Source organism: Saccharopolyspora dendranthemae, from assembly GCF_007829955.1.
Taxonomy (GTDB): Bacteria; Actinomycetota; Actinomycetes; order Mycobacteriales; family Pseudonocardiaceae; genus Saccharopolyspora; species Saccharopolyspora dendranthemae.
Genome location: NZ_VIWX01000001.1, coordinates 1457393 through 1484280 on the forward strand (window position 1 = coordinate 1457393; position 26888 = coordinate 1484280).

Annotated in this window: 26 protein-coding genes; 6 read left to right on the forward strand and 20 right to left on the reverse strand. The window is 70.0% G+C overall.

Annotated elements, in window-relative coordinates; translation table 11 throughout:
• The first annotated feature begins 242 nt into the window (after positions 1 to 242).
• From FHU35_RS06550 to FHU35_RS06560, 3 genes are read left to right on the forward strand one after another with little or no spacing between them, the layout of a single operon-like run.
• Positions 243 to 1184, forward strand: a complete 942-nt coding sequence (locus FHU35_RS06550) for an ABC transporter substrate-binding protein (protein WP_145737445.1) — start codon at positions 243 to 245, stop codon at positions 1182 to 1184.
• On the forward strand, positions 1181 to 2194 hold the full coding sequence (locus FHU35_RS06555; RefSeq protein WP_145737446.1) for a FecCD family ABC transporter permease: 1014 nt from the start codon (positions 1181 to 1183) through the stop codon (positions 2192 to 2194). Before FHU35_RS06550 ends, FHU35_RS06555 begins: the two co-directional genes overlap by 4 nt.
• Complete coding sequence (locus FHU35_RS06560) at positions 2191 to 2982, forward strand: ABC transporter ATP-binding protein (RefSeq protein ID WP_145737447.1); 792 nt, start codon at positions 2191 to 2193, stop codon at positions 2980 to 2982. The genes FHU35_RS06555 and FHU35_RS06560 overlap by 4 nt, the downstream gene beginning before the upstream one ends.
• Positions 2983 to 3279: 297 nt before the next feature.
• Here the strand turns inward: FHU35_RS06560 and lgt are convergent, their stop codons facing one another.
• From lgt to FHU35_RS06590, 6 genes are all read right to left on the reverse strand, one after another.
• Positions 3280 to 4512: a prolipoprotein diacylglyceryl transferase gene (lgt, locus tag FHU35_RS06565; protein WP_145737448.1), complete on the reverse strand. Its 1233-nt coding sequence runs from the start codon at positions 4510 to 4512 to the stop codon at positions 3280 to 3282.
• Positions 4513 to 4616: 104 nt separating this feature from the next.
• On the reverse strand, positions 4617 to 5405 hold the full coding sequence (gene trpA, locus FHU35_RS06570; protein WP_145737449.1) for a tryptophan synthase subunit alpha: 789 nt from the start codon (positions 5403 to 5405) through the stop codon (positions 4617 to 4619).
• Positions 5405 to 6667, reverse strand: coding sequence for a tryptophan synthase subunit beta (trpB, locus tag FHU35_RS06575; RefSeq protein ID WP_145737450.1), 1263 nt, complete (start codon positions 6665 to 6667; stop codon positions 5405 to 5407). Before trpB ends, trpA begins: the two co-directional genes overlap by 1 nt.
• A 34-nt stretch (positions 6668 to 6701) precedes the next feature.
• Positions 6702 to 7514, reverse strand: a complete 813-nt coding sequence (gene trpC, locus FHU35_RS06580; protein WP_145737451.1) for an indole-3-glycerol phosphate synthase TrpC — start codon at positions 7512 to 7514, stop codon at positions 6702 to 6704.
• 266 nt (positions 7515 to 7780) lie between these two features.
• Positions 7781 to 8386 (reverse strand): Trp biosynthesis-associated membrane protein, encoded by a 606-nt coding sequence (locus FHU35_RS06585; RefSeq protein WP_145737452.1) that lies wholly within the window; start codon positions 8384 to 8386, stop codon positions 7781 to 7783.
• A complete protein-coding gene (locus FHU35_RS06590) occupies positions 8370 to 9935 on the reverse strand; it encodes an anthranilate synthase component I (RefSeq protein ID WP_145737453.1) in 1566 nt (521 codons plus the stop codon). Before FHU35_RS06590 ends, FHU35_RS06585 begins: the two co-directional genes overlap by 17 nt.
• An 86-nt stretch (positions 9936 to 10021) precedes the next feature.
• On the opposite strand from FHU35_RS06590, the gene FHU35_RS06595 reads away from it, so the two are divergent.
• Positions 10022 to 10636 carry a TetR/AcrR family transcriptional regulator gene (locus FHU35_RS06595; protein WP_145737454.1) on the forward strand — a complete coding sequence of 205 codons (615 nt, stop codon included), beginning with the start codon at positions 10022 to 10024 and terminating at the stop codon, positions 10634 to 10636.
• A 204-nt stretch (positions 10637 to 10840) separates the two neighbouring features.
• Here FHU35_RS06595 and hisI read toward each other — a convergent pair whose 3' ends face one another.
• The 8 genes from hisI to FHU35_RS06635 all read right to left on the reverse strand — a co-directional run bounded on the left by hisI (position 10841) and on the right by FHU35_RS06635 (position 16915).
• Complete coding sequence (gene hisI / locus FHU35_RS06600) at positions 10841 to 11191, reverse strand: phosphoribosyl-AMP cyclohydrolase (RefSeq protein WP_145737455.1); 351 nt, start codon at positions 11189 to 11191, stop codon at positions 10841 to 10843.
• Complete coding sequence (gene hisF, locus FHU35_RS06605; protein WP_145737456.1) at positions 11188 to 11961, reverse strand: imidazole glycerol phosphate synthase subunit HisF; 774 nt, start codon at positions 11959 to 11961, stop codon at positions 11188 to 11190. Before hisF ends, hisI begins: the two co-directional genes overlap by 4 nt.
• Positions 11962 to 12014: 53 nt before the next feature.
• The gene (locus FHU35_RS06610) at positions 12015 to 13463 is read right to left on the reverse strand and encodes an alpha/beta hydrolase (protein WP_145737457.1); all 1449 of its coding nucleotides are present in this window, start codon (positions 13461 to 13463) and stop codon (positions 12015 to 12017) included.
• Positions 13464 to 13570: 107 nt separating this feature from the next.
• Positions 13571 to 14302 (reverse strand): bifunctional 1-(5-phosphoribosyl)-5-((5-phosphoribosylamino)methylideneamino)imidazole-4-carboxamide isomerase/phosphoribosylanthranilate isomerase PriA, encoded by a 732-nt coding sequence (priA, locus tag FHU35_RS06615; protein ID WP_145737458.1) that lies wholly within the window; start codon positions 14300 to 14302, stop codon positions 13571 to 13573.
• 158 nt (positions 14303 to 14460) lie between these two features.
• Complete coding sequence (locus FHU35_RS06620; RefSeq protein WP_145737459.1) at positions 14461 to 14661, reverse strand: hypothetical protein; 201 nt, start codon at positions 14659 to 14661, stop codon at positions 14461 to 14463.
• Positions 14658 to 15287: an imidazole glycerol phosphate synthase subunit HisH gene (gene hisH, locus FHU35_RS06625; protein ID WP_145737460.1), complete on the reverse strand. Its 630-nt coding sequence runs from the start codon at positions 15285 to 15287 to the stop codon at positions 14658 to 14660. Before hisH ends, FHU35_RS06620 begins: the two co-directional genes overlap by 4 nt.
• 18 nt (positions 15288 to 15305) lie before the next feature.
• Positions 15306 to 16217, reverse strand: a complete 912-nt coding sequence (locus FHU35_RS06630) for a transketolase family protein (RefSeq protein WP_145737461.1) — start codon at positions 16215 to 16217, stop codon at positions 15306 to 15308.
• A complete protein-coding gene (locus FHU35_RS06635) occupies positions 16214 to 16915 on the reverse strand; it encodes a thiamine pyrophosphate-dependent enzyme (protein WP_145737462.1) in 702 nt (233 codons plus the stop codon). The genes FHU35_RS06630 and FHU35_RS06635 overlap by 4 nt, the downstream gene beginning before the upstream one ends.
• Before the next feature lie 86 nt (positions 16916 to 17001).
• Between FHU35_RS06635 and soxR the strand changes: the two genes are divergently transcribed.
• Complete coding sequence (gene soxR, locus FHU35_RS06640; protein ID WP_145737463.1) at positions 17002 to 17475, forward strand: redox-sensitive transcriptional activator SoxR; 474 nt, start codon at positions 17002 to 17004, stop codon at positions 17473 to 17475.
• A 135-nt stretch (positions 17476 to 17610) separates the two neighbouring features.
• On the opposite strand, the gene FHU35_RS06645 is transcribed toward soxR, so the two are convergent.
• Complete coding sequence (locus FHU35_RS06645) at positions 17611 to 18291, reverse strand: response regulator (protein WP_145737464.1); 681 nt, start codon at positions 18289 to 18291, stop codon at positions 17611 to 17613.
• Positions 18288 to 19865 (reverse strand): sensor histidine kinase, encoded by a 1578-nt coding sequence (locus FHU35_RS06650; RefSeq protein WP_145737465.1) that lies wholly within the window; start codon positions 19863 to 19865, stop codon positions 18288 to 18290. The genes FHU35_RS06645 and FHU35_RS06650 overlap by 4 nt, the downstream gene beginning before the upstream one ends.
• Before the next feature lie 157 nt (positions 19866 to 20022).
• Between FHU35_RS06650 and FHU35_RS06655 the strand changes: the two genes are divergently transcribed.
• The gene (locus tag FHU35_RS06655; protein WP_145737466.1) at positions 20023 to 21369 is read left to right on the forward strand and encodes a cation:dicarboxylate symporter family transporter; all 1347 of its coding nucleotides are present in this window, start codon (positions 20023 to 20025) and stop codon (positions 21367 to 21369) included.
• A gap of 64 nt (positions 21370 to 21433) precedes the next feature.
• On the opposite strand, the gene FHU35_RS06660 is transcribed toward FHU35_RS06655, so the two are convergent.
• The 4 genes from FHU35_RS06660 to hisD form a co-directional block, all read right to left on the reverse strand.
• On the reverse strand, positions 21434 to 22564 hold the full coding sequence (locus FHU35_RS06660; protein WP_145737467.1) for a CBS domain-containing anti-phage protein: 1131 nt from the start codon (positions 22562 to 22564) through the stop codon (positions 21434 to 21436).
• A gap of 757 nt (positions 22565 to 23321) precedes the next feature.
• The gene (gene hisB / locus FHU35_RS06665) at positions 23322 to 23939 is read right to left on the reverse strand and encodes an imidazoleglycerol-phosphate dehydratase HisB (RefSeq protein ID WP_145737468.1); all 618 of its coding nucleotides are present in this window, start codon (positions 23937 to 23939) and stop codon (positions 23322 to 23324) included.
• Positions 23936 to 25054, reverse strand: coding sequence for a histidinol-phosphate transaminase (locus tag FHU35_RS06670; RefSeq protein WP_145737469.1), 1119 nt, complete (start codon positions 25052 to 25054; stop codon positions 23936 to 23938). The genes hisB and FHU35_RS06670 overlap by 4 nt, the downstream gene beginning before the upstream one ends.
• Positions 25055 to 25147: 93 nt before the next feature.
• Positions 25148 to 26458, reverse strand: coding sequence for a histidinol dehydrogenase (gene hisD, locus FHU35_RS06675; protein ID WP_145737470.1), 1311 nt, complete (start codon positions 26456 to 26458; stop codon positions 25148 to 25150).
• Positions 26459 to 26888: the final 430 nt, after the last annotated feature.

Sequence of the window (26888 nt, forward strand, 5' to 3'; positions counted from 1 at the left end):
CGGTGTGGCGGCCTGAACACATCACACGGCCCCGCACCGATCGGCGGGCTGCTCGCGAGGGCGAACCACTCGTCGTCGGACACGGCCCGTCATCGAATTTACCTGCTGCGTCGCCGCCTGTGCACCTCTCGCGCTGGTGTGACCTCCAGCAACGCCAAGGCCTGATCTTTGCTGATATCTTTCCAGCTCAGGGCACTCACCACGGTGAGCGCTCGTTCGCCAGCTCCGACCCGAGGGAAGACATGACCGGGTTCCGTCGTCTCGCCGCCCTGATGATGGCCGCGTTCGCCCTGTTCACCATGATCACGGCTTGCGCGACCCGCCAGCCCTCCCCGGTACCGGTGGTGCCCGACGATCCCGCCTCGGCCTTCCCCGCGAAGGTCTCGCTGCCGGGCGGCCAGCCGGTGACCCTGCTGCAGCAGCCCAAGCGGATCGTGTCGCTGTCGCCATCGGCCACCGAGACGCTCTACGCGCTCGGCGCCGGTGACCAGGTCGTCGCGGTCGACCAGGCCTCGAACTTCCCGGCGAACGCCCCGCGCACCGAGCTGTCCAGCTTCAACGCCGACGCGGCCGCCGTGGCGGGCAAGGACCCGGACCTGGTCATCGCGCCGGACAACGCCACCCAGCTCGCCGAAGGGCTCAAGACCGTCGACGTGCCGGTGCTGCTGACGCCGTCGGCCGCGAGCCTGGACGACGCCTACCAGCAGATCCAGGTGATCGGGCAGGCCACCGGGCACGGCAACCAGGCCGGAGCGCTCGTGCAGAAGATGCGCACCGAGATCGCCGACATCGTGGCCGCCACCCCCAAGCCGCCGCAGCCGATGACCTACTTCCACGAGGTCAGCCCCGATCTCTACACGGCGACCTCGCGGAGCTTCGTGGGCAACGTCTACTCGTTGTTCGGGATGGTCAACATCGCCGACTCGGCCCCCGGCCCGTTCCCGCAGCTGTCGCAGGAGCACGTCGTGCAGGCCAACCCGAACCTGATCTTCGCCGCCGACACCAAGTGCTGCGGCGTCAACGCCCCGGCGATCGCCGCGCGGCCCGGCTGGCAGAGCATCGACGCGGTCCGCCGCAACCACGTGGTGGAGCTCGACGACGACCTCGCGGGCCGTTGGGGACCGCGCGTCGTGGAGCTGGTGCGGGCCATCAGCGAGGCGGCGGGCAAGGCCCAGCAGGGTTGAGCGCACCCACTCGGCTCCGCCCCTGGCACCTCGCCGCCGGATCGGTGTTGCTACTGGGGAGCGTGCTGCTCTCGGTGCTGCTGGGAGCAGCCGAGCTCGGTGGGCAGCGCGTGCTGGCCGAGATCGTCGCTCAGCTGACCGGCGGCGTGTCCCCGCTGTCCGAGCGGGAAGCGGCGATCCTGTGGGAGCTGCGGGTCCCCCGGACCGTGCTCGGCGTGCTCGTCGGAGCGGCGCTGGCCGTGTCCGGCGCGGCCTTCCAGGGCGTGTTCCGCAACCCGCTCGCCGACCCCTACCTGCTGGGATCAGCGGCCGGCGCGGGCCTGGCCGTCACCCTGGTGATCACCGCGGCACCGGACACCGGGTTGTCGATCCCGGTGCAGGCCGCGGCCTTCGCCGGCGCCCTCGGCGGCGTCGGGCTCACCTGGCTCGTCGGACGATCGGCAGGTCGTGACACCGCGACCCTGGTGCTGGCCGGAGTGGCGGTGGGCGCTTTCCTCACCGCCGGGCAGACGTTCTTGCAGCAGCTCCGGGTGGACTCGCTGCAGCAGGTCTACCTGTGGATCCTCGGGCGGTTGAGCACCACCGGGTGGCACGAGGTGCTGATCGTGCTGCCGCAGCTCGCGATCTCGGCCGTGGTGCTGTGCCTGTGCGCGCGGCTGCTCGACGTGCTGGGAACCGGTGACGAGGAGGCCGCCTCGCTCGGCGTGCACCCCGGCCGGGTGCGCGCGCTGGTGCTGATCGCGGCCTCGCTGGCCACCGCCGCCGCGGTGTCGGTGGCGGGGCTGATCGGGTTCGTCGGGCTCGTCGTGCCGCACCTGGTGCGGCTGGCGCTGGGCGGCGGTTCCCGGATCGTAGTGCCGATGTCGCTGCTGGTCGGCGGGGTATTCCTGGTCTTCGCCGACATGCTGGCGCGCACGCTGCTGGCACCGGCGGAGATCCCGATCGGCGTGATCACCGCCTTCACCGGCGCCCCGTTCTTCGCCGTCCTGCTGCACCGGAGGCGTGCGTGAGCGGGCTGGAGGTCCGGGACCTCGCCGCCGGATACCGGCGCAGGACAGTGGTTTCCGGCGTGTCGACCACTGTGGACACCGGCGGCTGGCTGGGCATCATCGGGCCCAACGGAGCCGGGAAGTCGACGCTGCTCAAAGCCATCGCCGGACTGCTCGGCCACACCGGGGAGGTGCTGGTCGACGGCCGCGGGCTGTCGTCACTGCGCCGCCGGGAACGCGCCCGCACCATCGCCTACGCGCCGCAGATCCCGCAGCTGCCGGCCGGCCTGACCGTCACCGACTACATCCTGCTCGGGCGCACGCCCCACCTCGGCGCGCTCGGCCGCGAGGGGCAGAGCGACCTCGAAGTCGTCAACGAGCTCCTCACCCGGCTCGACCTCACCCACCTCGCCGGACGCTCGCTGCACACGCTCTCCGGCGGGGAGCGGCAGCGGACCGTGCTCGCCCGGTCGCTGGCCCAACGCGCGGGCGTCCTGCTGCTGGACGAACCCACCACCGGGCTCGACATCGGGCACGCCCAGTCCCTGCTCGACCTCGTCGACGAACTGCGCGCGGAGCTCGGGACCACGGTCGTGACGACCCTCCACGACCTCACCCTCGCGGCCCAGTACGCCGACGACCTGCTGCTGCTCTCCGACGGCGTCCCCGCGGCCCACGGCACCCCCGCCGAGGTCCTCACCCCGGAAGCGCTGCGCACGCACTACGCCGCCCGCGCCGCGGTCCTCCACACCCCCGACGGCACCCCCGTCATCACCCCCACCCGCGATTCCACGCCCGGCACCGGCTGATCCTCCCCACTACATCCCCAACCCCTAGCACTCAGAAACCTCAACGGGGTCGGGGCCCCGATCTCCGCGAACAGTCCTGCCGCCGTTGACCTCGGCATCTCCCAGTTTTAGTCCAAACCGAGGACCATTCGTGCCCGAAATGTCCGCTCAGTTTGGACTAAAACTGGGACCTGCCAGGCACCGCCCAGCGCGAGCCCCCGTGCCGAAGCGCGTTGAAACCCGGTGTTGGGGACGACAAGGCCGAGGCCGCGGCTCCTGGGTGGAGTCGCGGCCTCGGCCTGGGTGCTGGGGAGCGGGTCAGGACTGGGTCTTGGCGTCCTCGCCGTCCTTGCTGGACTTCGCGGGCTTGTCCTCGTCCTCGGCGGACTCGACGTCCGAGTCCGCCGTCGTGTCCTCCGAACCCGCCGACTTGGCGTCCTCGGTCGACGTCTTGGTGTCCGAGTCCGAGGTGTCGACGTCCGAATCCGCCGTCTTGGTGTCCGAGTCTGCCGGCTTGGTGTCGGAGTGCGGGGGCTTGGATTCGGGGTTCTCGTCGTCCGGCTTCGCCTCGGCGGTGGAGTCCCGGGCGTCGGAATCGGCTGCGCCATCGCGGGAATCGTCGCCCGACTTCGGTGCTGCCGTGGACGGGATGTCCTCCGGGTAGGGCTTGCCCGCGAGCCGGGCCGGGTCCTCGCGCTTGCCCCGGACCACCAGCAGGTAGATGACCGCGCCGATGAAGACCAGCAGCGAGGTGAAGACGTTGATGCGGATGCCCAGGATGTGGGTGGCCTCGTCGCTGCGCATCATCTCGATCCACACGCGACCAGCGGTGTAACCGGCGACGTAGAGCGCGAACACGCGGCCGTGGCCCATCCGGAACTTGCGGTCCGCCCACAGCACCAGCAGGAAGACTCCGACGTTCCACAGCAGCTCGTACAGGAACGTCGGGTGCACGACGGTGATCGGCGTCGGGTCGACCGCCACGCCCGCGATCGGGTCGGCGAGGCCGGTGCCCGGGTCGATGCGCCGGTAGATCTCCAGTCCCCACGGCATCGTGGTCTCGCCGCCGTAGAGCTCCTGGTTGAACCAGTTGCCGAGCCTGCCGACGGCCTGCGCCAGGACCAGGCCCGGCGCGACGGTGTCGGCGAACGCGGGCAGCGGAACGCCTCGCTGACGGCAGCCGATCCAGGCACCCACGGCGCCGAGCGCGACCGCGCCCCAGATGCCGAGACCGCCCTCCCAGACCTTCAGCGCGTCCAGCGGGTTCTTGTCCGGCCCGAAGTACTTGTACCAGTCGGTGGCCACGTGGTAGAGCCGCCCGCCGATGAGGCCGAACGGCACCGCCCACACGGCGACGTCGACGACGGTGCCCTCACGACCACCGCGCGCGATCCAGCGGCGGCTGCTGATCCACACCGCCAGCACGATGCCGGCGATGATGCACAGCGCATACGCCCGCAGCGGGATCGGACCGATGTACCAAACCCCCTGCGGAGGGCTGGGAATGTTGGTCAGCAGAGGACTCGCCGAAGCGACAACCGGGGCATTCACAGTGCTTACGGTATCGGGCGCCCGACCGCACGTGAGCACCCCCCACGCCGCGTCACAGCTGGACAACGAACCTGTGACCCGTTCGCGAAGAACGTGTTGAGGGCTCAGGCTTCGCGCACGCCCGCGGCGAGGTCCGCGGTCAACGCGCGGACGCCTGCGGGACCGTCCTGCTCCGCGCGGGTCACGAAGGCCGAGCCCACGATCACCCCGTCGGCGAAGCGCCCCACCTCGGCGGCCTGCTCGCGGGAGCGCACGCCCAGGCCGACGCCGATCGGCAGGTCGGTGTGCGCGCGGGTGCGGCCCACCAGGCCCGACGCGGCCGACCCGACGGAGTCGCGCGCACCGGTCACGCCCATCACCGACGTGGCGTAGATGAAGCCGCTGCTGGCCTTGGCGGTCAGCGCCAGCCGCTCCTCCGTGGAGGACGGCGCGACCAGGAAGATCCGGTCCAGCCCGTGCTCGTCGGTGGCGGCGATCCAGTCCTCGCCCTCGTCGGGGATGAGGTCCGGGGTGATCACGCCGAGCCCGCCGGCCGACTTGAGGTCGCGGGCGAAGGCGTCCACGCCGTAGCGGTGCACCGGGTTCCAATAGGTCATCACGACCGCCTTGCCACCGGCATCGGCGATGGCGGAGACGATGTCGAACACCTGGCGGACCCGGAAACCGGCCTTCAGCGCCGTTTCGCTGGCGGCCTGGATCGTCGGCCCGTCCATCACCGGGTCGGAGAACGGCAGCCCGACCTCGACGATGTCGCAACCCGGCCCGTCGCCCGGCAGCATCGCCTGGAACAGCTCCTTGCTGCCCTCGACGGTCGGATACCCGGCGGGCAGGTAGCCGATCAGCGCGGCCCGCGACTCATCGCGGCACGTCTGGAAGACCTCACGCAGGCTCATCACGCCTCCGACTCGTCGTCGACGAGACCGAAGTACTTCGCCGCGGTGTCCATGTCCTTGTCGCCCCTGCCCGAGAGGCTGACGATGATCAGCCCGTCCGGGCCCAGCTCCTGGCCGAGCCGGATCGCCCCGGCCAGGGCGTGCGCGGACTCGATCGCCGGGATGATGCCCTCCGTGCGCGAGAGCAGCTGGAAGGCCTGCATCGCCTCGTCGTCGGTCACCGAGCGGTACTCCGCCCGGCCGGTGTCCTTGAGGTAGGAGTGCTCAGGGCCGACGCCCGGGTAGTCCAGCCCGGCGGAGATCGAGTACGCCTCGGTGACCTGCCCGTCCTCGTCCTGCAGCAGGTAGGAGCGGGCGCCGTGCAGCGTGCCCGGGGTGCCCTCGCCGAGGGTCACGCCGTGCTCACCGGACTCGATGCCGTGACCGGCCGGTTCGTAGCCGACGAGCCGCACGTCGGCGTCGTCGATGAAGCCGTGGAAGATCCCGATCGCGTTCGAGCCGCCGCCGACGCAGGCGACGACCGCGTCGGGCAGCCTGCCGACCATCGCCAGCGCCTGCTCGCGGGCCTCGTCACCGATGATCCGGTGGAAGTTGCGCACCATCATCGGGAACGGGTGCGCTCCTGCCGCCGTGCCCAGCAGGTAGTGGGTGTGATCGACGTTGGCGACCCAGTCGCGCAGGGCCTCGTTGATGGCGTCCTTGAGCGTCGCCGAACCGTTGGCCACCGGGATGACCTCGGCGCCCAGCAACCGCATGCGGGCGACGTTGAGGGCCTGCCGCTGGGTGTCGACCTCGCCCATGTAGATCACGCACTCGAGGCCGAGCAGCGCGCAGGCCGTGGCCGTGGCGACGCCGTGCTGGCCGGCCCCGGTCTCGGCGATGACGCGGCTCTTGCCCATCCGCTTGACCAGCAGCGCCTGCCCGAGCACGTTGTTGATCTTGTGCGAGCCGGTGTGGTTGAGGTCCTCGCGCTTGAGCAGCACGCGCGCACCACCCGCGTGCTCGGCGAAGCGCTTGGCCTCGGTCAGCAACGACGGGCGACCGGCGTAGTTGCGCAGCAGCTCGTCGAGCTCCGCGAGGAACTCCGGGTCCTGCTGGGCCTTGGCGTACTCGGCGGCGAGCTCGTCCTGCGCCGCGATCAGCGCCTCCGGCATGAACCGGCCGCCGTACTCGCCGAAGTGCCCGCGCCCGTCCGGATCGTGCCCTTCGGGCACGGGCTCGCCCTGGCGGTGCGAGCGCGCGGAGTCAGCCCCGACGGTCATTGCCTTACCTCCTGTGCTCTCCGCGCCCCGAGCCTCAGCGGCTCGGACGCGGACATGCCGGATGTGATCCGGCGGTCACCAGCTGGTTCACGGCCGACTTGGGATTGTCACTGGTCACCAAGCCCTCACCGACCAGCACCGCATCGGCGCCGGAACCCGCGTAGGCCATCAGGTCGCTGGGGCCGCGCACGCCCGACTCGGCGACCTTGAGGATGTCCTGCGGCAGGCCCGGAGCGATCCGGCCGAACACGTCGCGGTCCACCTCGAGCGTATGCAGGTTGCGCGCGTTGATGCCAATGATTTTCGCCCCGGCCTCCAACGCTCGGTCGGACTCCTCGGCGGTGTGCACCTCCACCAGCGCCGCCATGCCCAGCGACTCCACCCGGTCGAGCAGCGCTTCCAGCACGTTCTGCTCCAGGGCGGCCGCGATCAGCAGCACCATGTCCGCGCCGTGCGCGCGGGCCTCGTGCACCTGGTACGGGCTGACCACGAAGTCCTTGCGCAGGATCGGCGTGGCCGGGACCCGCTTGCGCACCGCGTCGAGGTCGGCCAGCGAACCGCCGAAGCGGCGCTGCTCGGTGAGCACGCTGATCACGCGCGCCCCCGCGTCGGAGTAGTCGGCCGCGAGGTCCGCCGGTTCGGCGATCTCCGCCAGCTCGCCCTTGGAGGGGCTGCGCCGCTTGACCTCGGCGATGACGCCCACGCCCTGCGCCTTGAGGGCGCCGAGCACGTCGTGCGGCGGGACCGCCGCCGCTGACAGCTGCTTGATCTCGTCGAACGGGATCGCAGCCTCGCGCACCGCGAGATCCTCGCGGACGCCTTCGATGATGTCTTCCAGAACGGTCACGCGAACACCTCGCCGGCTGTGCCCCGAACACTCACCCGCAATGCCCAGACCCTGCTGAATGCGCGGTTGAACTCATTGCGCTCGATCACGACACTCCCCTTCCCGCCGTGCCGTCGCATTGCCGATGCTAAACCTCGCCGACCTGCCCCCTTACCAAGGGGTGGGCCGGGAGTCCCAGCGCAGCAAGGACCTTTGGCCCTGTTGTCCAGCGGAACGTCCGGCTCCCGACGACGTCGAGCAGCGGTTTTCGCCGCCTCGGAGATCCTTCAGCGATCGTCTTCCTGTGTGGGATCGCGTCCGGCGTCCAGTTCGTTCCACCACTGCCTGTCCGGATCCTGGGACTGCTGCTCCTTCGCGGCACCCGGCGCGGAGTAGCGCGCGCCCATCGCGGGCATCCGGCCGGCCCGCACCACGACCAGCACACCCGCGATCAGCAGCAGCACCGCTCCCAGCGCCATCAGCGCGGGCCCGGCGGGCTGGGTCGAGAGCTCGCCGATCGGCGTGCTGCCGGGCGGGACGTCACCGCCGGCGTGGGTGAACCAGCCACCGCTGATCTGCTGGTAGGCGCGCCACGCCAGCAGCGCACCGGCCAGCGCGATCAGCACGCCCACCAGCCGCCGCAGCAGCCCTCCGGTGGCCAGGACCGCGGCCACGGCGGCCAGGGCCGCCAGCGCCATCGGCACCAGCTCCGGGCGCAGCACCGCGCCGGTGGCTCCGCTGACCGTCTCGGTGCCGAACGGAGTGCGGTAGCGCTGGCCGACCCAGGTCAGGCCCGAAGCGCCCCACAGCGCCCCGGCACCGGCCAGCACCAGCAGCAGCACCGACCACAGCAACCTCTTCGACCGCGGCACCGGCTCAGACGCGCTGGTCAACGCGTGCCTCCTCCCGGTCGCTCGGGGCTGCCAGCGTCCCGGCCGTGGCGATCGCGTTGAGCACCGCGCGCGCCTTGTTCAGGCACTCCTGGTCCTCGGCCTCCGGATCCGAGTCGGCCACGATGCCGCCACCGGCCTGCACGTAGGCGCGTCCGTCGCGGACCAGCGCGGTGCGGATCGCGATCGCGGTGTCGGCGTCGCCCGCGAAGTCCAGGTAACCGACCACGCCGCCGTACTGCGCGCGCCGCGTCGGTTCCAGCTCCTCGATCAGCTCCAGCGCGCGCGGCTTCGGCGCCCCCGAGAGCGTGCCCGCCGGGAAGCAGGCGGTGATCGCGTCGAAGGCCGTCTTGTCGTCGGCGAGCTGCCCGGTGACCGTCGAGACGAGGTGCATGACGTGGCTGTAGCGCTCGATCCGGAAGAAGTCGACCACTCGCACCGAACCCGGCTTGCAGACCCGGCCGAGGTCGTTGCGGCCGAGGTCGACCAGCATCAGGTGCTCGGCGCGCTCCTTCTCGTCGGCCAGCAGGTCCTTCTCCAGCACCGCGTCCTCGTCCTCGTCGGCGCCGCGCCAGCGAGTACCGGCGATCGGGTGCGTGGTCGCCTGCCCGTCGTGCACGGTGACCAGGGACTCCGGGCTGGAGCCCACGATGTCGAAGGGGCTGCCGCCGTTCGGGTCGTCCAGCCGGAGCAGGTACATGTACGGGCTCGGGTTGGTGGTGCGCAGGACCCGGTAGATGTCCAGCGGATCGGCCTGGGTGTCCATCTCGAAGCGCTGCGAGACCACCACCTGGAAGGCTTCGCCCGCGCGGATCGCCTCCTTGGCCTTCTCCACCGCAGCGTGGTGCTCGGCGGGCCGGCGGCGCCGCTGGAAGTCCGCCTGCGGACGGGAGAACGTCGCCACCGTCGGCGCTGCCGGGGTCTGCAGCCGCTCGGTCATCTCGTCGAGCCTGCGCACCGCGTCGTCGTAGGCGGCGTCGACCCGCTCGGGGCTGTCGTCCCAGTTCACCGCGTTGGCGATCAGCGTGATCGTGCCCTCGTGGTGGTCCAGCGCCGCGAGGTCGGTGGCCAGCAGCATCACCATCTCGGGGATCTGCAGGTCGTCCTCGGTCAGCTCGGGCAGCCGCTCGATCCTGCGCACGGTGTCGTAACCCATGTACCCGACCATCCCGCCGGTCAGCGGGGGCAGGCCGGGGAGCGGGTCGGTGTGCAGCAACCGGACGGTCTCGCGCAGCGCCTGCAGCGGGTCGCCGCTGCTGGGCAGGCCGACCGGCGGGGTGCCGGTCCAGTACGCTTCGCCCTCGCGGACGGTCAGGGCGGCGGCGCTGCTGGCTCCGATGAACGACCATCGCGACCAGGATCGACCGTTCTCGGCGGACTCGAAGAGGAACGTGCCGGGGCGGTTCCCGGCGAGCTTGCGGTAGACCCCGAGCGGGGTCTCGTCGTCCGCGAGCAACCGCCGCACCACCGGGATCACCCGGCGGTCCGCCGCCAGCGCTCGGAACTCCTCGCGTCCTGGGCTGATACTGCCGATCTCACCATCGCCGACCATGCGTGTCATTGTGCCGCGCAGTCGAACGGGCCCGGTGCGGGACCTCCGCTTTGCCTCCTCACCGCCGGTGCGGCCAGGATGGGTGGGTGAGCACGACCGAACCGAAGCGCCGAGGCCGCAGGCCCAACGGCACCGACACCAAGGACGCGCTGCTGACAGCCGCGCGCGAGGTCTTCGCCGAGCAGGGCTACGAAGCCGCCACCGTGCGCGCCATCGCGGGCAGCGCAGGGGTGGATCCGGCGATGGTCAAGCACTGGTTCGGCGGCAAGGAGGGCCTGTTCACCGCTGCGGTGCAGATCCCGATCAACCCCGCCGAGATCCTCAAGCAGGTCCTCGCCGGACCCCGGGAGCAGATCGGCGAACGGATCATGCGCCGGTTCGTCTCCACCTGGGACACCGTGGGAGGCGGGCAGTTCGCAGCGCTGATGCGCAGCGTCGCGAGCAACGAGCAGGCCGTCACCATGCTCCGCGAGTTCGTGCAGAACGTGCTGTTCAACCGCCTGGTCAAGGTCCTGGACGTCGACAACCCGGAGCTGCGGGTGGCGCTGTGCGGCTCCCAGCTCGTCGGCCTCGGCATGGCCCGCTACGTGGTCCGCATCGAGCCCCTGGCCTCGGCCGACGCCGACACCGTCGCGGCCACCATCGGCCCCAACCTCCAGCGCTACCTCACCGGAGACCTGGGAACGACGAACTTCACCTGACGCCGCAGCTGGCTTTTGCGAACCCTTCGCAAGCGGCGCAGCCGCGAGCCGTGACAACCACCCTCGCAACCGGCACCGCCGCGGGTTCTGACACGTCTTCTGGTGAGGACAGCCGCAGCGCCGGGTATTCGACATACTCAAGTCGCGGATCCCGGAGCCAGAAGGCGTGTCAGGTTCCGCCACCCGCACCGCCACGCAGAACGCTCAGGATTCGACAGGCAGCAGGACGTCGGCGTCGAAGCAGGTGCGGTCGCCGGTGTGGCAGGCCGCGCCCTGCTGGTCCACGACCAGCAGGAGGGTGTCGCCGTCGCAGTCGAGGCGGACCTCGTGGACGTGCTGGGTGTGCCCGGACGTCTCGCCCTTGACCCAGTAGGTCCCGCGGCTGCGGGAGAAGTAGGTGGCGCGGCGGGTGGTGAGGGTGCGGTGCAGCGCCTCGTCGTCCATCCACGCCATCATCAGCACCTCGCCGGTTCCGCGCTGCTGCGCGATGGCGGCGACGAGCCCGTCGGCGGTGCGCTTGAGCTTCTCGGCGATCGTCGGGTCGAGCTCGCTCATCGGACCGTGATCCCTTCCGCGCGCATCGCGTCCTTGACCTCGCCGATGCGCAGCTGTCCGAAGTGGAAGACGCTGGCGGCGAGCACGGCGTCCGCGCCCGCGTGCACCGCTGGCGCGAAGTGCTCGATCGCGCCTGCGCCGCCACTGGCGATCAGCGGCACCTCGACGACCTCGCGCACCGCGCGGATCATCTCCAGGTCGAACCCGGCCTTGGTGCCGTCGGCGTCCATCGAGTTGAGCAGGATCTCGCCGACGCCCAGCTGCTGGCCCTTCGCCGCCCACTCCACGGCGCAGATGCCGGTGCCCCGGCGTCCACCGTGGGTGGTGACCTCGTAGCCGGACGGCGTGGGCTGCCCGCCCTCGGGAACCCGGCGGGCGTCGACAGACAGCACGACGCACTGGGCGCCGAACCGCTTCGAGGCCTCGTTGAGCAGTTCCGGGCGCGCGATCGCGGCGGTGTTCAGGCTGACCTTGTCGGCGCCCGCGCGCAGCAACCGGTTGATGTCGTCGGTGCTGCGCACCCCGCCTCCGACGGTCAGCGGGATGAACACCTGCTCCGCGGTGCGCCGGACGACGTCGAAGGTCGTCTCGCGGTCCGAGGAGGACGCGGTGACGTCGAGGAAGGTCAGCTCGTCGGCGCCTTCCGAGTCGTAGGCGTTGGCCAGTTCCACCGGATCACCGGCATCGCGGAGATCGGTGAAGTTGACTCCCTTGACGACCCGTCCCGCGTCCACGTCCAGGCACGGGATGACACGCACAGCGACACCCATGCGCACCAGGGTAGACGTCCCCACCCCGAGCGGAGCCGGGGTGGGGACGCAGGTCACCAGGGCATGTTCGGCCGGACCGAGGTCGGGGCCGGTCCTGGTTCGACCGCCGGGCAGTGCGCGCCCTCAGCGGGCATCGCGCCGTCGATCAAGTAGTCGTGCGTGACCTTCGCGGTGCACTCGCTGCGGGTGTAGACGCCGTGACCCCAGCCGTCGTAGGTGAGCATCGTGGCCCGCTCGATCTGGGAGTCCACGTTGGTCGCCCAGTTGTAGCCGGTGGCCGGGTCGTGCAGCGCGTTGAGGATGAGAACCGGTGCCTCGGTGCGGATGTCGGGCACGTGCTGCGGGTTCTGCACCGGTGCCTTCCAGTCGAGGCAGTACGGCGCGAGCGCACCGCCGACGCCACCGCGCAGGTGCGGGGCCGCCTGCTCCTGCTGCTCGAAGAGCCGGGCGTAGTCCTCGGGCGACTCGGCCTCGATGCGGTGGTCGTTGCAGAACGCCGCGGTCGGATTCGGAACCGGATTCTGCTGCTGCGCAACGGTTGTCGGCTGGTCGTTGCGCATCTCGTCGAGCTGGGTCGCCAGCGAGTGCCAGTCGGGACCGTAGAAGGCACCGATCACTCCCCGGGAGAGCTCGACCGGCGTCATCGGCTCCGTACCGCCCGGTTGCGGGAGTTCACCGGCCTCGGCGCGCTTGTAGAGCTCGTCGTAGACGGCGCCGACGTCCTCGCCGTGCAGCGCGCACGCCGCGTCCCGGTCGCACCACTTCGCGAACTCGTCGAACGAGTCCTCGGCCGCCTCAGCCTGGGTGACCATGAAGCCGGAGGTGTCCTGGCTGTGGTCGAAAACGCTGTCCAGCACCAGGGATCGAACCCTGCCGGGGAACTGCTCGGCGTACATCTGCCCGGTCAGCGTGCCGTAGGAGATTCCGTAGAGGCTGAGCTGCTGCTCGCCGAGCGCCGCGCGGAACGCGTCGATGTCGCGGGCGACGCTCGCGGTGTCCATGTGGTCGACGATCGCGCCGCTGCGCGCCCGGCAGTCGTCGGAGGCGCGGCGGTTGTAGTCCTTCAGCCCCTCGAACTGCTCGGGTCCGTCCGGGCGGACGTCCGGCATCTCCTCCATCAGCGCGGGATCGCACTGCAGCTGGTGACTTCCGCCGAATCCGCGCGGGTCGTAGCTGACGACGTCGAAGCGGGCGGCGATCTCGGGATCGAACGGGCTGCCGCCGACCAGCCAGCTGACCCCGGTACCACCAGGACCACCCGGCATGGCGACCAGCGTGCCGATCTTCCTGGCAGGATCGGTGGCGGGGCGCCGGGCCACCGCGATGTCGATCTGCTCGCCCTGCGGGTTGGCCCAGTCCAGCGGGACTTGCACGGTCGAGCACTCGACCTCGGCGTTCTGCTCGCAGGGTTGCCAGTCCAGCCCGGCCTCCGCCTGCGCCGGTGCGGCCGCCGCCCCGGCTAGCGCGCCGGCGGCCAGCAACACCCCCAGTGTTCGTCGCATGGAGTTCCTCCAGTGGTGGTCGGATCCGTGTTTCGGATCACGACCACCACGGTGCTGATCTCGCGATGCGACGTCGATCAGGGTTTCCCCGGAGAAGATCCGGGGAATCAGCGAACGGCGGCCAGGGCATCTTCCAGCGTGAAGTTCTGGGCGTAGAGGGCCTTGCCGACGATGGAGCCTTCGAGGCCCGCCGGCGCCAGCTGCGAGAGCGCGACCAGGTCGTCCACACTGGACACACCGCCGGAGGCGATGACCGGGGAGTCGGTGCGGGAGCAGACCTCGCGCAGCAGCTCGGTGTTCGGCCCCTGCAGCGTGCCGTCCTTGCTGACGTCGGTGACGACGTAGCGGCGGCAGCCGGCGGCGTCGAGACGGGCCAGCACCTCCCACAGGTCGCCGCCGTCCTTGGTCCAGCCGCGGGCGGCCAAGCGGTGCCCCTGCTCGGTGATGCGCACGTCCAGCCCGACGGCCACGCGGTCGCCGTACTCGGCCACGACGCGATCCGCCCACTCCGGGTTCTCCAGCGCGGCGGTGCCGAGGTTGACCCGGGCGCAGCCGGTGGCCAGCGCGGCCTCCAGCGAGGCGTCGTCGCGGATGCCGCCGGAGAGCTCGACCTGCACGTCCAGCTTCGCGGTCACCTCGGCCAGCAGCTCGCGGTTGCTGCCGCGGCCGAAGGCGGCGTCGAGGTCGACCAGGTGAACCCACTCCGCGCCCGCGCGCTGCCAGGTCAGCGCGGCCTCCAGCGGATCACCGTAGGAGGTCTCGGTACCGGCGGCGCCCTGGACGAGGCGGACGGCCTGCCCATCGGCAACATCAACAGCGGGAAGCAAAGTGAAACTCACAGCTCAACCCTAATGACGCCGCTCCGGGCCCGAGCACCCGGCCACCTCCCGCACCTGCCCCGATCAGGGGATGAGTGTCGAATTCCGCGCGGAGTTCGAATCCCCACCTCGGGAGTCGAATATCGCGCGAGATCCGAATTGCGCGGCGTTACCGCAGTTCAGCGGCGGGAACGTTCGCTGCGGAGGATGGCCACCAGCGGAACGCCGAGCACCAGCACCGTCAGCGCCAGCACACCCAGCAGGGGCACTCCGGCCTGGATCAGGTACGGGGCGCCGACGGCCGAGGCCATGCCGACCGCGAGCACCAGGGCGACCACGCGGACGGCGTTCGGGCCGAGCAACCCGTGACGGCGGGTCACAGGGTGCCCAGCCAGTTGCGCAGCAGGTGGGCCCCGGCGTCAGCGGACTTCTCCGGGTGGAACTGGGTTGCCATCAACGCTCCGTTCTCGACGGCGGCCACGAAGGGTTCTCCGTGCTCGGCCCAGGTCACCCTGGGCGGGGCGATCGAGTCGGAGCTCTCCAGCTCCCACTCGCGGACCGCGAAGGAGTGCACGAAGTAGAAGCGGGTCTCGTCGTCCAAGCCGTCGAACAGCACGCTGTCGGCGGGCTTCCGCACCGTGTTCCAGCCCATGTGCGGCAGCACGTCGGCCTGCAGCCGCTCGACGGTGCCGGGCCACTGCCCGCAACCGTCGGCCTGCACGCCGTGCTCCACGCCCTGGCCGAACAGCACCTGCATGCCCACGCAGATGCCCAGCACCGGACGATCGCCCGAGAGCCGCTGATCGATGATCTTGTCGCCGCCGACCTCCAGCAGCCCCTCCATGCAGGCCGCGAAAGCGCCGACGCCGGGAACGACGAGGCCGTCCGCCTCGACCGCGGCACGATGATCGGCGGTCACCTCGACGTCGGCGCCGGCGCGCTGCAGAGCGCGTTCGGCGGAGCGGAGGTTGCCTGATCCGTAGTCCAAGATGACGACTCGTGCCACGGGGCCAGGCTACCGGGCTCACGCCGCCCGATTCGTCACCCCGTGCAGGAAGTGAGCGACCTCGCCCGCGATGGCGGTCGGGCCGAGCCCGTGCGCGGCGTCGTGCTCCTCGACCGTGCCGTAGGCGCGCAGCTCCAGGTCCCGGCGCACGCCCAGCGACAGCACCCGGTGCGGGGTGTCCGACAGCGCCTCGGCGACCTCGCGCGTGGAGGTGCCGCGCAGGTAGGGCTCGACCAGCACCACGTCCGGGGCCGCCGCGCGCACGGCCGCGCGCAGCCCTGCGGCGTCGAACGGCCGGATCGTGGCGGTGTAGAGGACCGTGACGTCCATCGCGGCGGTGGCCGACAGCACCGGATCGAGCATCGGCCCGACGGCCAGCACCACGCCGTCGCGACCGTGCCGCACCTGGTGCCAGCCGGGCCCGGTGACCAGCGGCTCGGCGTTGAGGCGGTCGGAGAGCCGCAGGTAGACGAGCCCGTCGTGGTCGAACTCGCGGCTCAGCAGCGCATCGACCTCGTCCGGGTGGCCGGGCACGTGCGCGGTCCAGCCCGGCAGCGCGTCGATCAGCGCGACGTCTCCGGGAGCCATGTGGGTGCGCCCGGCCGTCGGGTAGTCGTAGGAGGCGCCGGTGCTGACCGCGATCGCCCCGACGCCCTGATGCCCGAGGTCGAGCTTGAGCTGCTCGAAGGGCCGTTCCACGAGGAACGGCGTGATCGAGTGCAGCACCGGCCGCATCCCCGCCAGCGCCAGTCCCCCGGCGACGCCGACCATCGCCTGCTCGCGGATGCCGACGTTGAACACGCGGTCGGCGTGCCGGTCGAGGGCGTCGGTGAAGCGGTCGGCGGAGATCTCGGCCAGCACGAGCGCGACCCTCGGGTCGGCGTCCATGGCCGCGGTGGTGGTGCGCACGAACTGCTCGCGCATGCTCATCGGGTTCCTCCTCGGGTTTCGACCTCGGCGACGACCGCGAGCGGGCGGTCGGTGACGGTGGCGCTCAACGCCTGGTGCAGCGCGGTGTGGTCGCGGCCGTCGACGACCCGGGCCGCCCAGCCCTCCCGCGCGAAGCGGTCGGCGATGCCGCCGGGCCAGCCGGTGCTGGACGACCGGTTGTCGATCACCAGGGCGGTCAGCCGGCCCAGCCCCCAGCGGCCGGCGACCTGGATCGCCTCGTGGTTGCTGCCCTCGTCGAGCTCGGCGTCGCCGACGAGCACGACCACGCGCGGCCGGTCGAGCCCCCGCGCCCGCAGGCCGAGCGCGACGCCGAGCGCGAGCGGGAGACCGTGGCCCAGCGACCCGCTGCCGATCTCCACCCCCGGCGCCAGCACCCGATCGGGGTGGAAGCCCAGCCGGGAGTCGAACTCGCCGAAGCGGTCCAGCTCGGCCGGGTCCAGGAATCCCTTGGCCGCGAGGACCGCGTAGTAGGCCATCGGCCCGTGCCCCTTGGACAGCAGGAAGCGGTCGCGCTGCGGGTCGTCGACGCGGTCCGGCGCCACCGAGAGGACCTCGTCGTAGAGCACCCAGAGCGCGTCGAGGGTGGAGGTGGCCGCGGAGTCGTGCTTCTCGTCGCCGGTCATCCGCGTCATCAGCGGGCGCAGATCGGCGTACCGGTAGTCCGTCTTGATCGCCATGCCAACCAGGATGGGACTTCGAGTTAAGTCGAAGTCAAGCGCCGATATAGCTCCACCAATGTGGAGGTTTGAGCTAGCCTGGCGGGGTGTCGAAACTACCCGCCTTGCTGACCATCGGAGAGGTCGCGCACCGCAGCGGAGTCGCGCAGACCGCGCTGCGCTTCTACGAGGACCGCGGCCTGATCACCTCCACCCGCACCTCCGGCAACCAGCGCCGCTACCGGCGGGCGGTGCTGCGCCGGCTGGCGTTCATCCGCGCCGCGCAGCGGGTCGGCCTCAGCCTGGAGCAGATCTCCGAAGCCCTCGCCACGCTCCCCGACGACCACGCGCCCACCAAGGCCGACTGGGCGCGGCTCTCCCGGCGCTGGCGCGACGAGCTCGACGCTCGCATCGACGGCCTGCAGCGCCTCCGCGACAACCTCACGGGCTGCATCGGCTGCGGCTGCCTGTCGCTGCGCACCTGCATCCTCAACAACCCCGACGACCGCCAAGCCGAGAACGGCCCGGGCGCCCCGGTCCTCCGCCCCACCGCGGACCCCACAACCCCCGCTCCCGCCTGAGACGCTCAACTCCGGACGCGGGGATCGGGTAGGACGGCACTCACCAAGCCCCAGTTTTAGTCCAAACTGAGCCGACATTTCGGACACCGAAGGTCCTCGGTTATGACTAAAACTGGGACCAGGCGACGGATCGGGTCAGGATTCACCCGTCCAGGTGTAGGTCATCTCCGGGCGTCCGACCGTGCCGTAGGTGGGGAGGCGTTCGACCACGCCCGTGCCGGCCAAGTACTCGAGGTAGCGGCGGGCCGTGACGCGGGAGACGCCCGCGGCCTCGCCGACGGCGCCCGCAGACCCGCCGGAGGGCATCGCGCGCAACGCCGTGACGACCGCGGCGAGGGTTTCCTCGCCCATCCCCTTGGGGAGGGCGGCGCGGTTCACACCGCGCAGGGACGAGAACGCGCGATCGATCTCGGCCTGCCCCTGGACCTCCCGGTCCTGGCCGAGCGTGGCGCGGAACCGCGCGTAGTGCTCCAGCTTCTCGCGCATCGCGGCGAAGGTGAACGGCTTGAGCAGGTACTGCACGACGCCGCTGGACACCGCCGCGCGCACGACCTTGAGGTCCCGAGCCGACGTGACCGCGATGACGTCGACCGGGAGTCCCGCCGTGCGCAGGGCGCGGGCCACCTGGAGCCCGTCCATGTCGGGCAGCCGCAGGTCGAGCAGCACCAGGTCGATGGTGGTGTGCTCGACGAACCGCAGCGCCGCCTGACCGGTGCGGACTCGCCCCGCCACCGCGAAGCCCTCGACCCGGTTGACGTAGGCCTCGTGCGCCTCGCCCGCCACCGGGTCGTCCTCGACCACCAGAACCGAGATCATCGCGACGCCCCCGGTAGCCGGACGGTGAACACCGCGCCCTCGTCGCCGCCGACGTCGATGACGCCGCCGTGCCGCCGCACGCACTGCCCGACCAGCGCCAGCCCGAGTCCGCGGTCGCCGGACTTCGTCGACCAGCCGCGCCGGAACAGCTCGGAGGTGTCGGCCGGGACGCCGGGACCGTTGTCGGCGACCCGGATCAGCACTCCGTCCGCTGTGGACCGGATGGTCACCTCGACGCGAGGCCCCGGCCGGTCCGCCACGGCCTCCACGGCGTTGTCGATCAGGTTCCCGAGGATGGTCACCAGGTCCCGGGAGTCGAGGTGCTCCAGGGCTGCGTCGTCGACCTCGGTGTCCTCGCTGAGCACCACCTCGACCCCCCGCTCCCCTGCCTCCGCGCTCTTGCCCAGCAGCAACGCGGCCAGCACCGGCTCACCGACGGAGCCCACGACCTGGTCGGTCAGGCGTTGCGCGAGGTCCAGCTCCGAGGTCGCGAACCCGACGGCCTCCTCGGTTCGGCCGAGTTCGATCAGCGAGACGACGGTGTGCAGCCGGTTCGCGGACTCGTGGGCCTGCGAGCGCAGCGATTCGGCGAAGCCGCGCATCGAGTCGAGCTCGCCGCTGAGCGCCTGCAGCTCCGTGTGGTCCCGCAGCGTGACGACGCTGCCGAGGTCGCGGCCGTCACTGCGGACCGAGGAGACGTTGACCAGCAGCACCCGGCGGTCGGTCAGGTGCACCTCGTCGCGGACCGACCCCCTGCCGAGGGTGTCCACAAGGGAGGGTGGAAGGTCCAGTGCGGACACCTTCTCACCTTCGACCGCGGCGGAATCCAGTGAAAGCAGCACAGCGGCACCATCGTTGCACAAGGTCACGCGTCCGTCCGGCGACACCAGCAGCAGCCCTTCGCGCACCGCGTGCAGGATCGCGTCGTGGTACTCGTACATCCGGGACAGCTCGGCCGGGCGCATGCCGTGCGTGTGGCGCCGGATCCGGGCGTTGACCAGGTACGTCAGCACGCCGCCGAGCAGCAGCGCCCCAGCGGCCACGAGCACCAGCACCGCGACCCGGCCGCGCAGCTCGTCGGTGATCACCCGCACGGTGATGCCGTCGGCCACGAGTCCCACCATCTGGGAGCCGCGGTGCACCGGCACGACCGCGCGCACCGACGGGCCGAGCGTGCCGGTGTAGGTCTCGACCAGCATCAGACGGGGGTCGATGTTGCCGCGGAACGGCCGGCCGATGCGGGACGGGTCGGGGTGGGTGAACCGGATCCCCTGCGGGGACATGATCGTGATGAAGTCGACCCCCGCTTCGGCACGCACGCGCTCGGCCAGCGGCTGCAGCGCCGCGGTGGGATCGGGGGAGGCCATCGCGTCGGCCACGGCGGGCTGGGCGGCCAGCGTCCGGGCCACCGCCACGACCTTCTCCCGCGCGGTGTCCTCGGTCCGCTGGTCGGCGTCGTAGGCGGCCAGCGCGGCTCCGGCGAGCACGACGACGGCCACGACGACGATCTGCAGCACGAACAACTGCCGCGCCAGGCTCCACCGCGGGCGGAGCCGGTACCGGTATCCGGACATCACTCACTCATGACGACGATGTGAACACAATGAACAGAAGCGAGACGGCGACGATACACAGCTCGCATAGTCTCGGACCGGATCTTCCGTGACCTGGGACACGCGCGGTGAGCCGCACGTGACCCGGAGACACCCCGGCCGCGCAAGGAGTTCAACAGTGGCTAGCAATGATGCTGCGCCGACGAAACGTCGGGACAGAACGCACTACCTCTACATCGCGGTGATCGTCGCCGTCCTGGCGGGCATCGCCGTCGGCTTCCTCGCCCCCGACGTCGGCAAGGCGCTCAAGCCGTTGGGCACCGGTTTCGTCGACCTCATCAAGATGATGATCTCGCCGATCATCTTCTGCACGATCGTCCTCGGCGTCGGCAGCGTCCGAAAGGCCGCCAAGGTCGGCAAGGTCGGCGGTCTCGCGCTCGGCTACTTCATGATCATGTCGCTGGTCGCGCTGGTCATCGGCCTGATGGTCGGCAACGTGCTGCACCCGGGCGAAGGCCTGCAGATCACCGACGAGCTGCGCGGTTCGGGCGCGGAGCAGGCCGGTGAAGAGGCCCAGACCACCACCGAGTTCCTGCTCGGGATCATCCCGCAGACCCTGGTCTCGGCCCTGACCGAGGGCGAGGTGCTGCAGACGCTGCTGGTCGCCCTGCTGGCCGGCTTCGCCCTGCAGAGCATGGGCGAGAAGGGTCAGCCGATCCTGCGCGGCATCGAGCACATCCAGCGCCTGGTGTTCAAGATCCTGGCGATGGTCATGTGGGTCGCACCGGTCGGCGCGTTCGGCGCGATCGCGGCCGTGGTCGGCGCCACCGGCGTGGACGCCCTCAAGGGCCTCGCGGTGATCATGGTCGGCTTCTACACGACCTGCGCGCTGTTCATCTTCGTCGTGCTGGGCGCCATCCTGTGGCTGTTCGCGCGGGTCAACATCTTCTCGCTGCTGCGCTACCTGGGCCGCGAGTTCCTGCTGATCGTGTCGACCTCCTCGTCGGAGGCCGCGCTGCCGCGGCTGATCGCGAAGATGGAGCACCTGGGCGTGAGCAAGCCGGTCGTGGGCATCACGGTGCCCACCGGCTACTCGTTCAACCTCGACGGCACGATGATCTACCTGACCATGTCGTCGCTGTTCATCGCCAGCGCGCTCGGCGACCCGCTGTCGATCGGCGAGCAGATCGGTCTGCTGCTGTTCATGATGATCGCGTCGAAGGGCGCGGCGGGCGTCAGCGGCGCCGGCCTGGCCACGCTGGCGGGCGGCCTGCAGTCGCACCGCCCGGACCTGCTCGACGGCGTCGGACTGATCGTGGGCATCGACCGCTTCATGTCGGAGGCCCGCGCCCTGACCAACTTCGCGGGCAACGCGGTCGCGACCGTGCTCATCGGCTCCTGGACCAAGGAGCTCGACCGCACCCAGATGCAGCAGGTCTTCACCGGCGAATCGCCGTTCAACGAGCAGACCTTCGTCGACGACGGCGGAGCGTCCACCGAGGAGAAGACCCCCGCCAAGGTCTGACCCCTCCGCCCCGAAGACCGGGCCTCCCCCGTCACCCGACGAGGGAGGCCCGGTCTTGTCGGTATCAACCCCGTGGATCAACAGTACGAAGCATCTGCACGAATCCAGCCAAGGTGTCCAGCTCAGCAGTCAACGGATCCAAAGTGAAGTGCATGATGTCGTTCCGAATCTTCCGAACCTCCTCAAGACAGGCCAAGAAGATCGTCTGATCCAACGGCCACGCAAGCTTGCGGAAGTTTTCTGGTTCTTTAAGCAGGAAACCGTACGAACCGAGCGTAAAATCAGCGGCCGAATGAACCTTTTTGGGGTTGCGTGCAACTTGCCGAAGTTCCTCGACCTCAAAGACTTCGTCAACCCGGCGTCGAAGTCTGCGTTCTGCCTCGTCGATCAACACGAATGGTCGAGTGAGTTCACCGAACTGACCGGTGAGATCAGCTGCTGTCACGATCCCGGTCGATGACTGATCAGCCCCACGAACGAAAAGGTAACCACGTCTGTAGATCTCATCTAGTTGACTCAGCAGGTCTTCACTGGGATGCACGACACGCGCAGGTACAAGCGCGTCCGAAACGGCCACGGTGTGGCCAGAAAGGCGAGCCTTTCCGATCGACTCCCAGCTAACAGCACCACAGAGGTTTCCCTGGCTGTCTATGACAGCGAGTTGCGAGTAATTCTCGATGAGCATCCGTGTCGTAGCCGTATCGAGGCCGTCCTCGGGCCGCACACTTGCAACATCCTTGTTTGCTGGGCCGAGCATTCCAACGCGCAACGTAATCGGCACAAATTCGGACGCCTCTTGCACATCTTCCGCGTCGCCTGCTTCAACACCACCTTCGCCGCCGGGCTCCTCACCGATCGGAACGATCTCCACCTTGGTGCCGATCCAGCCCTCGGTGAAGGGAGGCTTTGTAGTCAAACCATATTCACTGAGGTCAGTCTCGATCTGGGCGATGTTGGAAGACGTCCGGCGAACTACGCCCCAGCAATCAAGCAACTCCCGGATGGTTAGCTTGAAAGGACTACTAACATCAGCCTCAGCGGCCCTGGCAGCAAGTTCCGCAGGAGTACTTGCCATAGGCTGCGGGCGCTCGTCGGCGACATCCGGACCAGGATCAACGGAACCCGCCGCCAGATTCGCAATCCGTTCAGCAGCGCCAAATCTGTGCAACCCGCAGATCGTCAGCAAAGATCCCATGCTGTCCAAGAGATCTCGCTGTACATCGTCGCGTGGGACGTCCTTCCGAATCCAATCAACCGGGCGAAGGTGCTGGTACCCAGGCGCTGCATCGGCATCGAACCTGTACGGACCGCTCACACGCCCGATTGCGAGCTGACCAGGTCGCGTCTTAAGGGGGAGCACGACGTAATCATCGAGCTCCATCTCAGCTCGAAACCGCCAAAGCTGTCCCGTCCAGTTTGCGACCTTCGCCTTACTCGCGGTGGGATAACAGCTCGAAATCCTCTGCCGCAACGCACCTTTCGTCGGCAAAGCGCTAAGGTCGCCTACCTCATCCCAACCAGCGATCGCCAAGCCCCTACTTAGAGCCTGCTCTTCACGTTCACCATGCCTGCCGCCGCGCACGAGCCATGCCGCAGGTGCCATCCACCGCTCCCTAGAAGTCCTGCCCAACTCAACCGTGTATGGCAACCCGGAGAGCTACCTCACTCATAGTAGCGGCGTAACTACCGATGTCGGCACCGCACGTCACTGATCGCGATCGATACTCGCCGCTGGCGCTATCAACCGAAAGCTAGGCTGCAGCCTTCATTCGAGATCGTTCAGCCCGTGAGGTCTGCGGCGATGTTCTTCCCGTCAGGACACCAGGTCTCACGATGTCTCCAGTTGAACAGGACTCAAGAACCGCACACCGCACCATCTCACCTGGCTGCTTCACGCGAAAACCGCAGTTCTCGCGGCGGCGGGAACTGCGGTTTTCGCGGGAGATCCGGGCTTAGAGCGCGCCCTTGGTGGAGGGGACGACTCCCGCGAAGCGAGGGTCGGGTTCCACCGCGGCGCGCAGGGCGCGGGCGATGGCCTTGTACTCGGCCTCCGCGATGTGGTGCGGGTCGCGGCCGTGGATCACCCTGGTGTGCAGGTTGATCTGCGAGTGGAAGGCCAGCGACTCGAAGACGTGCCGGTTGAGCACGAACGGGTAGTTCCCGCCGATGGTGAAGGTGTTGTACTCCTCCGGCTCGCCCGACATCACGCAGTAGGAGCGGCCCGAGACGTCGACGGCCGCGTGCGCGAGGGTCTCGTCCATCGGGATCCAGGCGTCGCCGAAGCGGCGGATGCCCTTCTTGTCACCCAGCGCCTGGCGCAGCGCCTGGCCGAGGACGATCGCGGTGTCCTCGACGGTGTGGTGGGCGTCGATGTGGATGTCCCCGGTGGACTTGACCTTCAGGTCGAACGCGGCGTGCGTGCCCAGCGCGGTGAGCATGTGGTCGTAGAACGGGACCGTGGTGTCGACGTCGACCTGCCCGGTGCCGTCGAGGTCGAGCTCGACCAGCACCGACGACTCCTTGGTGGCGCGCTCGACGCGACCGACCCGCGTGCCTGGCTGAAAACTCACCGTTCGATCTCCTCCATGACTGCCTTGCTCGCCGCCAGGAACGCGTCGTTCTCGGCGGGCGTGCCGATGGTGACCCGCAGGTGGCCGGGGATGCCGACGTCCCGGATCAGCACGTCGGAGTCCAGGTAGCGCTGCCAGGCGCGGTGCGCGTCGGCGAACCGGCCGAACAGCACGAAGTTGGCGTCGCTGGGCGCGGGGGTGAATCCCAGCTCCCGCAGCGCGGCCAGGACCCGGTCGCGCTCGTCGCTCAGCGCGTGCACCGATCCCAGCGTGGCCTCGGCGTGCCGCAGCGCGGCGCGAGCGGCGGCCTGGGTCACCGACGAGAGGTGATACGGAAGCCTGACCAGCAGCAACGCCTCGATCATCGCCGGTGCCGCGGCCAGGTAACCCAGCCGGCCTCCCGCGAAGGCGAAGGCCTTGCTCATGGTGCGGCTGACGATCACCTTCGCCGGGTACCGCTCGATCAGCTCGACCGCGCTGGGCTGCGCGGAGAACTCGGCGTAGGCCTCGTCGACCACGACCACGCCCGGCGCGGCGTCGAGGACGGCGCGCAGGTCGTCCAGGGACACCGACTGGCCGGTGGGGTTGTTGGGGCTGGTCACGAACACGATGTCGGGCTGCTTCTCGGCCACCGCGCGGGCGGCCTCCGCGCCGTCGAGGCTGAAGTCGGCCCGGCGCGGCGCGGGCAGCCAGTCGGTGCGGGTACCGGCCGACAGGATCGGGTGCATCGAGTAGGAGGGCTCGAAGCCCAGCGCGGTGCGCCCGGGCCCGCCGAAGGCCTGCAGGATCTGCTGGAGGACCTCGTTGGATCCGTTGGCGGCCCAGACGTTGTCCATCGCCAGCCGGGCACCGGTCGCGCCGGACAGGTAGGCGGCCAGGTCGCTGCGCAGGTCGCGGGCGTCGCGGTCCGGGTACCGGTGCAGGTCGGCGGCCGCCTCGGCCACGGCGGAGGTCACGTCGGCGACCAGTTCCGGCGGCGGCGGGTAGGGGTTCTCGTTGGTGTTGAGCCGGACCGAGACGTCCAGCTGCGGTGCCCCGTAGGGGCTGCGCCCGCGCAGGTCGTCCCGCAGCGGCAGGTCGGCCAGCGTCGTGTCGGCACCGAGCACGTCACTCATGGAAGTCCTTCATCATCTTCTCGCCGCCTGAGCGACCGGCGCGGGTGAGAGCTTCCCACCTGCGCCGTCGCGGCGGCTGAACTGTTCATCGTCTCAGAAGCGGGCGGTCACGGCCTGGCCGTGGGCGGGCAGGTCCTCGGCATCGGCGAGCGCGACGACCTGGTCGGCGACCTCGCGCAGCGCCTGCTCGGTGTAGGAGACGACGTGGATGCCGCGCAGGAAGCTCTGCACGCTCAGGCCCGAGGAGTGCCGGGCGCACCCACCGGTGGGCAGCACGTGGTTCGAGCCCGCGCAGTAGTCGCCGAGCGAGACCGGCGCGTACGGGCCGACGAAGATCGCGCCCGCGTTGCGCACCCGCGCCGCGACCGCGTCGGCCTCGGCGGTCTGGATCTCCAGGTGCTCGGCGGCGTAGGCGTCGACCACCCGGATGCCGTCGTCGACGTCCGACACGAGGATGCAGCCGGACTGGCGCCCGGTCAGCGCGGTGCGGATGCGCTCGACGTGCTTGGTCAGGCCAACCTGGCGCTCCAGCTCGGCGTCGACGGCGTCGGCCAGCTCCGGTGAGGTCGTGACCAGCACGCTGGCCGCGAGGGTGTCGTGCTCCGCCTGGCTGATGAGGTCGGCGGCCACGTGCACCGCGTCGGCCGTGCCGTCGGCGAGCACCGCGATCTCGGTGGGCCCTGCCTCGGAGTCGATGCCGATGATGCTGCGCAGGTGGCGCTTGGCGGCGGTGACGTAGACGTTGCCGGGCCCGGTGACCATGTCGGCGGGCAGCAGCTCGGCACCGTCGGTGTCGGTGCCGCCGTAGGCGAGCAGCGCGACGGCCTGCGCTCCGCCGACCGCCCAGACCTCCTCGACGCCCAGCAGCTGGGCGGCGGCCAGGATCGTCGGGTGCGGCATGCCGCCGAAGTCGGCTTGCGGCGGGCTGCAGACCACCAGCGAGTCGACGCCGGCGGTCTGGGCCGGGACGACGTTCATGACGACGCTCGACGGGTACACGGCGAGGCCACCGGGCGCGTAGAGGCCGACTCGCTCCACCGGCACCCAGCGCTCGGTGACCGTGCCACCGGGCACGACCTGGGTGGTGCTGTCGGTGCGACGCTGGTCGGTGTGCACGCGACGGGCCCGCGCGATGGATTCCTCCAGCGCGGCCCGCACGGCCGGGTCGAGCTCGTCGAGCGCGCGGCGCAGCTCGTCGGCGGGCACCCGCACTCGCTCGGGACGGACCCCGTCGAACTTCTCGGTGTGGTCGAGCACGGCGTCGACGCCGCGGTCGCGGATGTCCTCGATCACCGGCCGGACCCGATGCAGCACGTGCTCAACGTCCATCTCGGCGCGCGGCAGCGTGGCACGCAGCGTGGCGGTGGACGGAACACGACCGCGCAGGTCGGTACGGGTGAGCATGGGCATCCTTCCAGGACAGGTGAACTACACCGACCAGGGTAATCGACCCCCACCCCCCAGTCCCCAAACCCAGCCCCGAGTCACACCACAAGAAGAAAGCAAGAGCACAAGAACAAGAGCAGGAACAAGAACACCGTCAGGCAAGCACCGAAGGTGCTTTCTCACTGCCCCACGCAAGCAACCCACGTCAGGCAAGCACCGAAGGTGCTTTCTCAGTGCCCCACGCAAGCAACCGGCACCGCCGCGGGTTCTCAGACGCCTTCTGGGGAGGACAGCCGACGTGTCGTGTATTGGCATACATAAGCCTCGGATCCCGGAGCCAGAAGGCGTCTGAGGTTCCGCTACCCGCACCGCCCAGCAAGGAGACCACTGAGTAGTTGCAGTGAACCCGCACCGCCGAGCAACAAGACCCGAATAACACAAGGCACGG

Coding starts and splice junctions, on each gene's coding strand:
- FHU35_RS06670 (WP_145737469.1), bottom strand. CDS start 25,054: ATGAGTGACGTGCTCGGTGCCGACACGACGCTGGCCGACCTGCCGCTG.
- trpA (WP_145737449.1), bottom strand. CDS start 5,405: ATGAGCCTGCGTGAGGTCTTCCAGACGTGCCGCGATGAGTCGCGGGCC.
- trpB (WP_145737450.1), bottom strand. CDS start 6,667: ATGACCGTCGGGGCTGACTCCGCGCGCTCGCACCGCCAGGGCGAGCCC.
- hisI (WP_145737455.1), bottom strand. CDS start 11,191: ATGAGCGAGCTCGACCCGACGATCGCCGAGAAGCTCAAGCGCACCGCC.
- FHU35_RS06590 (WP_145737453.1), bottom strand. CDS start 9,935: ATGGTCGGCGATGGTGAGATCGGCAGTATCAGCCCAGGACGCGAGGAG.
- hisF (WP_145737456.1), bottom strand. CDS start 11,961: ATGGGTGTCGCTGTGCGTGTCATCCCGTGCCTGGACGTGGACGCGGGA.
- FHU35_RS06610 (WP_145737457.1), bottom strand. CDS start 13,463: ATGCGACGAACACTGGGGGTGTTGCTGGCCGCCGGCGCGCTAGCCGGG.
- FHU35_RS06650 (WP_145737465.1), bottom strand. CDS start 19,865: ATGTCCGGATACCGGTACCGGCTCCGCCCGCGGTGGAGCCTGGCGCGG.
- FHU35_RS06660 (WP_145737467.1), bottom strand. CDS start 22,564: ATGGGATCTTTGCTGACGATCTGCGGGTTGCACAGATTTGGCGCTGCT.
- FHU35_RS06630 (WP_145737461.1), bottom strand. CDS start 16,217: ATGAGCATGCGCGAGCAGTTCGTGCGCACCACCACCGCGGCCATGGAC.
- FHU35_RS06550 (WP_145737445.1), top strand. CDS start 243: ATGACCGGGTTCCGTCGTCTCGCCGCCCTGATGATGGCCGCGTTCGCC.
- FHU35_RS06635 (WP_145737462.1), bottom strand. CDS start 16,915: ATGGCGATCAAGACGGACTACCGGTACGCCGATCTGCGCCCGCTGATG.
- hisD (WP_145737470.1), bottom strand. CDS start 26,458: ATGCTCACCCGTACCGACCTGCGCGGTCGTGTTCCGTCCACCGCCACG.
- FHU35_RS06645 (WP_145737464.1), bottom strand. CDS start 18,291: ATGATCTCGGTTCTGGTGGTCGAGGACGACCCGGTGGCGGGCGAGGCG.